This window comes from Kribbella sp. NPDC054772 (assembly GCF_053611945.1).
Window position 1 is genome coordinate 24,441 of sequence record NZ_JBSHBJ010000036.1, and the last position, 6,977, is coordinate 31,417.

Here is a 6,977-nt window from a genome sequence, read left to right on the forward strand (position 1 = left end):
GAGATGACCACGACTGACATCAGCAAGGCCGACCCGGCGGCGGCCGAGGAACTTCTCGGGCGGTTGTTCGGTGCGGCGCTCGGTGCGGCCGAGCTGTTCACGACCTACCTCGGCCACGCGCACGGGATCTACGGTGCGATCGCCGAGAGCGGCCCGATCACGGCCGAAGAGCTTGCCAAGCGGACCGGGGTCGACCATCGGTACCTCGTCGAATGGCTGCAGTCACAGGCGATCAGCGGCCTACTGACGATCGACGGCCCGGAGGTCTGGACCGACCGGTTCGATCTGGCGCCAGGTGTGCGCGAGGCGCTGCTCGAACCCACGAGCCCGTTCTACGCGGGCGGTCTGGCGGCGATCGTGCCCGCGGTGGGCCGTGCGTTCCCGCAGCTCGTCGACGCGTTCCGGACCGGCGCCGGCGTGCCCTACACGGCGTACGGCGAGGAGGCAGTCGAGGCGCAGGAGGCGCTGAACCGGCCCGCCTACGTGAACTCACTGGTGGCCGAGTGGATCCCGAAGGTGGCCGGACTGCACGACCTGCTCAGCAAGGGCGCACGGGTCGCGGACCTGGGCACCGGAGCAGGCTGGTCGGCGATCGAACTCGCCAAGGCGTACCAGGCCGTGCGCGTGGACGGGTACGACAACGACGAGGACTCGATCAGCCGGGCGCGACGCAACGCAGCCGAACAGGGCGTCGCGGACCGGGTGGACTTCGAGGTCCGTGACATCACCGCGGTGACGGCCGACGGCACGCGGTACGACCTGGTGACGTTCTTCGAATGCCTGCACGACTTCGCACACCCGGTCGAGGCACTGGTCGCCGCACGCGCGGCACTCGCGCCAGGCGGGTCTGTGCTGGTGATGGACGAGCGCGCGGACGACGTACTCGCTGCACCCGGTGACGAAGTGCAGCGGTTCCTGGGCGCGGCCAGCGCCATCTGGTGTACGCCGCAAGGCCTGGTGGACCCCGACTCGGATGTCGTCGGCGCGATCATGCGACCGGACAAGCTCCGGCACCTGGCCGATCACGCTGGGTTCGGACAGGTCGACGTACTGCCGATCGAGCACCCGTTCTGGCGGTTCTACCGGCTAGTCCCCTGATGAGGCGGCACTGGGGACTCGTGACACCTGGAACAATGGGGTCATGAGTTCCCCCAGTGGTCAGCCGGTGAGTGCGTTGCGGCAGCGGCTCACCAAGGTGAGTTACCCGTACGTCGCGAAGCTGCATGCCGCGCCGAAGCTGACGCTGCCGGGGATCACCCTGCTGCTCGCGCTGGTCGGCGTGTTCGGTCCGGTGGCGGTGGCCGTGGTGGCGCTGCTGCTGCTCGCGCTGTTGCTCGGGTGGCTGGCGTTCCTGTCGTGGCCGGCGGTGACGACCGGTCCGCGGTTCCTGCGGATCTTCTCGATCGTTCTCATCCTGCTGTTCGCGGTCTCCCGGATCGCCAACGGCTGATCACGGCCTGCCGAGACTGTCGTACGCCGCCTCGACAGCGGCCTCGCGGAGTTCGGCGACCGGCTCGTGGTCGATCATCACGGCGCAGTCGGACAGACCGCCGAGCGCCACCATGCACCGCACCACGTCGGACAGTGACGGCTGCGTGCCGATGAGCAGCGCGGCGAGCGTGCCACGCCACTCGATGAACCGGTCCGCCAGGTTCAGCTCGTGCAGCACCGAGAGGTCGCGGATGGCGAGCTGGATCAGCCTGCGGTGCCGGTAGGCGAGATCGAAGTACGACCCGAGCAGCTCGCGTGCCTCGACCGGGGCGGCCGCCTGCTGCGCTGCGGCGTACGCCTCGAAGTCGGTGATCATCGGCTCGACGAGGCTGTTCAGCAGGTCCTCGCGGGACGCGAAGTGGTAGTACAGCGCCGGCTTCGTCACGCCGAGCCGGTCGGCGATGTCGCGCAGGCTGGTCTGCTGCATCCCGCGCTCGGCGAACAGCTCCAGCGCGGCCTGCTGGATCCGCGCCCGGGTGTCCCCGGTCCGTTGTCTCGGCATACCCGGAAGATTAACTGACCTTCCGGTAAGTAAGCCATTGACAACACAGCACTCGTTTACTTACCTTCCGATAAGTAAGCAAACGTCAGGGGATGTCATGAAGGTCCTGATCTCAGGCGCGAGCGTGGCCGGTCCGGTGCTCGCGTACTGGTTGCACCGCTACGGCTTCGAGCCGACGCTCGTCGAACGCACACCGGCCCTGCGGCACGGTCTCGGCGGTCATGCCGTCGACCTGTTCAGCTCGGCCGCCGATGTCACTCGCCGAATGGGCTGCTGGGACGCGATCGCCGCGGCCCGCACCGGGCTCGACGCGATGACCATCGAGCGCTTCGGCAGGCCACCCGTCGAGGTCGACCTCAGCCGGATGTACGCCGGGCTCTCCAGCCGGCACGTGGAGATCCTCCGCGGCGAACTGACCAGGATCCTGTACGACGCCACGCGCGGCACCGCCGAGTACGTGTTCGGCGACTCGATCGCGAACCTGCACGACGACGGGAGCGGCGTCGACGTCACGTTCGACTCCGGCACCGAGCGGCGTTTCGACCTGGTGATCGGCGCCGACGGCCTGCACTCGAACGTCCGCCGACTGTCCTTCGGACCCGAGGGACCGCTGCACCGGTCGCTCGGCGGCTACCTCGCGGTGTTCTCGCTGCCGGACGTCTTCGGCGTCGGCAGCCACACGCTCACGCACTTCTCGGTCGACAAGCTGGTCGGGATCTACGGCGTACACCAGACCGGTCAGGTCCGCGGCGGGTTCCTGTTCCGGGCGCCGGAGCTGCAGTACGACTACCGCGACAAGGAGGAGCAGAAAGCCCTTCTGGCCAAGGAGTTCCGCGACTACGGCTGGCGGGTACCTCAGCTGCTCGAGCACCTGGACGCGGCCGAGGACTTCTACTTCGACTCGATCGCGCAGATCACGCTGGACACCTGGCATCGCGGCCGGATCGGCCTGGTCGGTGACGCAGGCTACTGCCCCGGACCGGCGGTCGGCGGCGGTACGAGCCTGGCTGTCGTGGCGGCGTACATCCTGGCGGGTGAGCTGGCTGCGGCACGCAGCGATCTGCCGTCGGGGCTGCGCAACTACGAGCGGATCATCCGTCCAGCGGTCGACCGGAGCCGTCAGCTTGCCCCGAAGGTCATGAGGACGATCATCCCTGGCAGCCCGCTCGCACTCCGGGGGATGCCGTTCGCAGCGTCAACGCTGACAAAGCTCCCTACGCCCGTACAGCGCTTCATCTGGTCGCAGAACGCGGTAGGTAAGGCACTGAGCTCAGTCCAGCTGCCCGACTACTCCGACCTGACCAGAGTGGCCGCTTAGCGCACCTCCTCCAAGCCGAGCCCGGTCAGCCGATCACGCACCCACGCCAGCTCCTTGGCGACCCGTTTCGCCAAGCCCTGCTGGCTTTTGGGTGCACGCGGCCACGCATACACCTCTGACTCGAGGTGATGCGTCAGCGGATGGCCACCACCAACCAGTCTGGTCAAACAGTCATCCAGTACGCCGGTTGTCACGCTCAACGGATCTGGTGGCGCAGCGTGGGCCGGCAGGTGCGCATGCATCCGCCAAGCCGTGTGACCGGACAGATCGTTGGCCTGTGCAACGTCATCCACGCCAGGCCCACCCCACTCGCGCACCTGGCGGAGATACTTCGCTGACCCGAGCCGACCGAGCAGATAGCGGCCCGCGGCGTCGTACGGGTCCACGAGTGTCGGCGCGACAGCCAGCTGCGCCTTGACCACGTCCACACCTGCACGCCGCAACAACTCGAAAGACTCAGCCGGCTCCTCGAACTGCACTGCGAGATGACACGTGTCGAGTCCGACTCCGATGCGCGACGCCCCGCCGTACGGGCTGGTGTAGCGGTCGAGCCACGCCGCGGCCTGGCCAACCATCTCCAGCACGCAGCCCGGCTCGGTCTCGACGGCGATCCGGATCTTCCGGCCGGTCCTGGTCTCGGTCCGGGCGATGTGTTGCTCTACGCGGTCGAACGCCTCGCGCGCCGCCCGGTTGCGCGCCCTCGACCAGGGCACCCGCCAGGCGAGCGGCGTGGTCGAGATCGAGCCGTACGTCGCGTCGGACGGGAGCAGGTCCGCGAGGACGTCGATCAGGTCGAGGGTGTAGCGGAGCCGCTCGGGTTCGGTCCAGTCCGGGCAATAAAGCTTGCTGCCGACAACCTTCTCGGTGAAATTCGTGTGTGGCGTGCCGTTGAGTGTCACCACCTCCAGGCGGTTGCGGTGCAGCGACCGCCGCAGCTTGCTCAGCGACGCCGGCGAGTTCGCCAGCCGATCAGCGAGCCGGTGCGGGAACCACAGCCCGACCCCCAGCACGGGTACGCCGAGCGCGGACCGGACCGCACCGGCGCATCCGTCGAGCCCCGCGATCAGATCGTCCAGATCGGTGGCCGGATGGACCGTCGCGCAGTACCCGAGATGGACGGTCGAACCATCCTGATGACGAAACCTCATCAGCGCTCCTCACCCCGTGTAGCCACCGAAGGTAGTCATTGACGGACTCTCGGTGACCTATGAGCACTGTAAGGGGCGGAAGGGTTGATTTTCGCTTAGGGCGTGTCGGGTGCGGTTTAGGCCGCGTCGGGGGCGGCGACGAGGTCGCGGGAGCGGTCGGCGACCGCCATCGCGGCGAGCGCGGTGGTGAGCGGGACCGCCGCGATGATGCCGAGGCTGCCGACCAGGCCGCGGACGATCTCCATCGCGACCGCCTCGGTGGAGATCACCGACAGCACCGGCAGGTCCTGGATCGCGAACACGAGCAGCACCGGCATCGCCGCACCGGCGTACGCGAGCACCAGAGTGTTGACCACCGAGGCCACGTGGGTGCGGCCGATCCGCAGGCCCGCAGCGACGAGCTCACGCCGACTGGCCGCCGGATTCGCGGCGGACAGCTCCCAGACCGCGGCCGCCTGCGTGACCGTGACGTCGTCGAGCACACCGAGAGCGCCGATCACCATGCCGGCCACCAGCAGCCCGGTCAGGTCGAGATCAGGAGCGAACGACTTGGCCGCCGACGCCCCTTCGGCGGCGAGTCCGCTCAACTGCGACAGCTCAGTGAAAAACCAGCCGAGCAGCACCGTCAACCCGAGCGCGGCGATCGTGCCGGCCAACGCGATCGAGGACTCGGCATTGATCCCATGGGTCAGGAACACCGCGATCGTCATGATCACCGCGCCACCGACTACCGCCACGACCAGCGGATTCGACCCACTGAGGATGGCCGGCAGGATGAACTTGGTGAGCATCACCGCGGTCACGGCGAGCGCGATCAGCGCCGCGAAACCACGCCACCGGGACAGCGCGACGACGGCGATCGCGAACACCACCGCGATGATCAGCAGCGGCTTGGCCCGGTCGTGGTCGACGTACTGGTACTTCTGGTCCAGCGGCGCGCCGTCCTGGACGCCGAGCATCACCGTCTGACCGGTCTTGACCGGGATCGGGGTCTGGCCGGCCATCGGCACCTGGACCGGCACCACCTTGCCCTTGTCCGGCCCGTTGCGCAGCTTGACCGACGCGACGTCGCACTTGTCCTTCGGGTCCGGGCACGCCTTGATCCCGGTCACGTCACCACGGGCCGCACTCGTCTGGTACGACGTCACCTTCACCCCGTCGCCCGGCCAGAGCACGATCATCAGGACCACGGCCGCGACGATCAGCGGGGCAAGCACGGCGGCGACCACGATCCGGACCCGGCGGGCGACGACGGCGTCGGAGTTCACCACCGACGTGTCGACCACGTGGTCGCCGTGCCCATGACCGTGGCCGTGCCCGTGGCCCTGCGGAATATCGAGTTTCCGGGCGCGGTTGCCCTTACGGTCGGCGCGGCGGCGCCCGACGGTGCGGCTGGCCATCGTCAACTCCCTGTTTTGACAATCAGTTCCAATTAAATGAAAATGATTGTCATGAGATCTGGTCTTCGAGTCGTCCTCGCCGGCGCGACCGCCCTGGCCGCCGTCACCCTGGCTGGGTGCGGTGGCTCCACCGCCAACGGCTCCGGCAGCGGCAAACTCGACGTCGTCGCATCGTTCTACCCGCTCGAGTTCATCGCCCGCACAGTGGGGGGCGACGCGGTGAACGTGACCACTCTGACAGCCCCCGGCGTGGAGCCGCACGACCTGGAGCTGACCCCGAAGCAGGTCGGCTCGATCGCCGAGGCGAAGCTGGTCGTCTACGAGAAGAACCTGCAGCCCGCCGTCGACGAGGCCGTCGCGCAGAACGCGAAGGACGCCGGCTTCGACGTCGCCCCGGCCGCCAAGCTGGAGGCCACCGGTGCCGACTTCGAGGAGCACGAGGACGGCAACGCCGCCCCGGCCGCGCACAAGGACAACGCCCTCGACCCGCACTTCTGGCTCGACCCGGTGCGGTATGCCGATGTCGTCAAGGCCGTCGAGGAGAAGCTCGCGAGCGTCGACAGCGCGAACGCCGACGGGTACCACGCGCGGGCGAAGGCCCTGCTCGACCAGGTCGGCACGCTCGACACGGAGTTCAAGACCGGTCTGGCGCACTGCAAGCTGACGACGTTCGTGACCAGCCACGAGGCGTTCGCCTACCTCGCGAAGCGATACGGTCTGACGATGGTCGGGATCGCCGGGTTCACCCCGGACGCCGAGCCGACCCCGGCCCGGATCAAGGAGGTCCAGGACATCGTGAAGGCCCAGCACGTGACGACGATCTTCTACGAGGAGCTCGTCAGTCCGAAGGTGGCCGAGACGATCGCGAGCGACGTCGGCGTCAAGACCGCCGTCCTGAGCCCGATCGAGGGCCTGTCCGACGCGAACTCCAAGGAAACGTACCTGACTCTCATGCGGGAGAACCTGCAGGAGCTGAAGAAGGCGAACAGCTGCTCGTGACAGATAGCTCTGCCCAGGCCGTGGCCGTGGGCGCTGTCACCCGGGCCCACGGGGGGGGGGGCGTGGGGGGGGGGGTCTCTATGTGGGTGAGCCCCCGGGGGGGGGTGGGGCTGTGTGGG

At 68.3% G+C, this 6,977-nt stretch carries 7 protein-coding genes; 4 read left to right on the plus strand and 3 right to left on the minus strand.

What is annotated here, in order from left to right:
* The first annotated feature begins 3 nt into the window (after positions 1–3).
* Both ACWGID_RS35250 and ACWGID_RS35255 read left to right on the plus strand, forming a co-directional pair.
* Positions 4–1,098 carry an SAM-dependent methyltransferase gene (locus tag ACWGID_RS35250; protein WP_452203678.1) on the plus strand — a complete coding sequence of 365 codons (1,095 nt, stop codon included), beginning with the start codon at positions 4–6 and terminating at the stop codon, positions 1,096–1,098.
* A gap of 43 nt (positions 1,099–1,141) precedes the next feature.
* Entirely contained in the window at positions 1,142–1,450 is a 309-nt protein-coding gene (locus ACWGID_RS35255) for a DUF6703 family protein (protein ID WP_452203679.1), read from the plus strand.
* On the opposite strand, the gene ACWGID_RS35260 is transcribed toward ACWGID_RS35255, so the two are convergent.
* Entirely contained in the window at positions 1,451–1,993 is a 543-nt protein-coding gene (locus tag ACWGID_RS35260; protein WP_452203680.1) for a TetR/AcrR family transcriptional regulator, read from the minus strand.
* Between the two features lie 97 nt (positions 1,994–2,090).
* Between ACWGID_RS35260 and ACWGID_RS35265 the strand changes: the two genes are divergently transcribed.
* Positions 2,091–3,311: an FAD-dependent monooxygenase gene (locus ACWGID_RS35265; RefSeq protein ID WP_452203681.1), complete on the plus strand. Its 1,221-nt coding sequence runs from the start codon at positions 2,091–2,093 to the stop codon at positions 3,309–3,311.
* Here ACWGID_RS35265 and eboE read toward each other — a convergent pair.
* Together eboE and ACWGID_RS35275 are read right to left on the minus strand one after the other, a co-directional pair.
* Positions 3,308–4,459, minus strand: a complete 1,152-nt coding sequence (eboE, locus tag ACWGID_RS35270) for a metabolite traffic protein EboE (protein WP_452203682.1) — start codon at positions 4,457–4,459, stop codon at positions 3,308–3,310. The genes ACWGID_RS35265 and eboE overlap by 4 nt on opposite strands.
* A 116-nt stretch (positions 4,460–4,575) precedes the next feature.
* Complete coding sequence (locus ACWGID_RS35275; protein ID WP_452203683.1) at positions 4,576–5,859, minus strand: YibE/F family protein; 1,284 nt, start codon at positions 5,857–5,859, stop codon at positions 4,576–4,578.
* A 51-nt stretch (positions 5,860–5,910) separates the two neighbouring features.
* On the opposite strand from ACWGID_RS35275, the gene ACWGID_RS35280 reads away from it, so the two are divergent.
* Positions 5,911–6,858: a metal ABC transporter substrate-binding protein gene (locus tag ACWGID_RS35280; protein WP_452203684.1), complete on the plus strand. Its 948-nt coding sequence runs from the start codon at positions 5,911–5,913 to the stop codon at positions 6,856–6,858.
* Positions 6,859–6,977 lie beyond the last annotated feature (119 nt).

Excerpts from the sequence above, each read along its gene's own strand:
- ACWGID_RS35275 (WP_452203683.1), bottom strand. The coding sequence starts at position 5,859 with ATGGCCAGCCGCACCGTCGGGCGCCGCCGCGCCGACCGTAAGGGCAAC.
- ACWGID_RS35280 (WP_452203684.1), top strand. The coding sequence starts at position 5,911 with ATGAGATCTGGTCTTCGAGTCGTCCTCGCCGGCGCGACCGCCCTGGCC.
- eboE (WP_452203682.1), bottom strand. The coding sequence starts at position 4,459 with ATGAGGTTTCGTCATCAGGATGGTTCGACCGTCCATCTCGGGTACTGC.
- ACWGID_RS35265 (WP_452203681.1), top strand. The coding sequence starts at position 2,091 with ATGAAGGTCCTGATCTCAGGCGCGAGCGTGGCCGGTCCGGTGCTCGCG.
- ACWGID_RS35250 (WP_452203678.1), top strand. The coding sequence starts at position 4 with ATGACCACGACTGACATCAGCAAGGCCGACCCGGCGGCGGCCGAGGAA.
- ACWGID_RS35260 (WP_452203680.1), bottom strand. The coding sequence starts at position 1,993 with ATGCCGAGACAACGGACCGGGGACACCCGGGCGCGGATCCAGCAGGCC.
- ACWGID_RS35255 (WP_452203679.1), top strand. The coding sequence starts at position 1,142 with ATGAGTTCCCCCAGTGGTCAGCCGGTGAGTGCGTTGCGGCAGCGGCTC.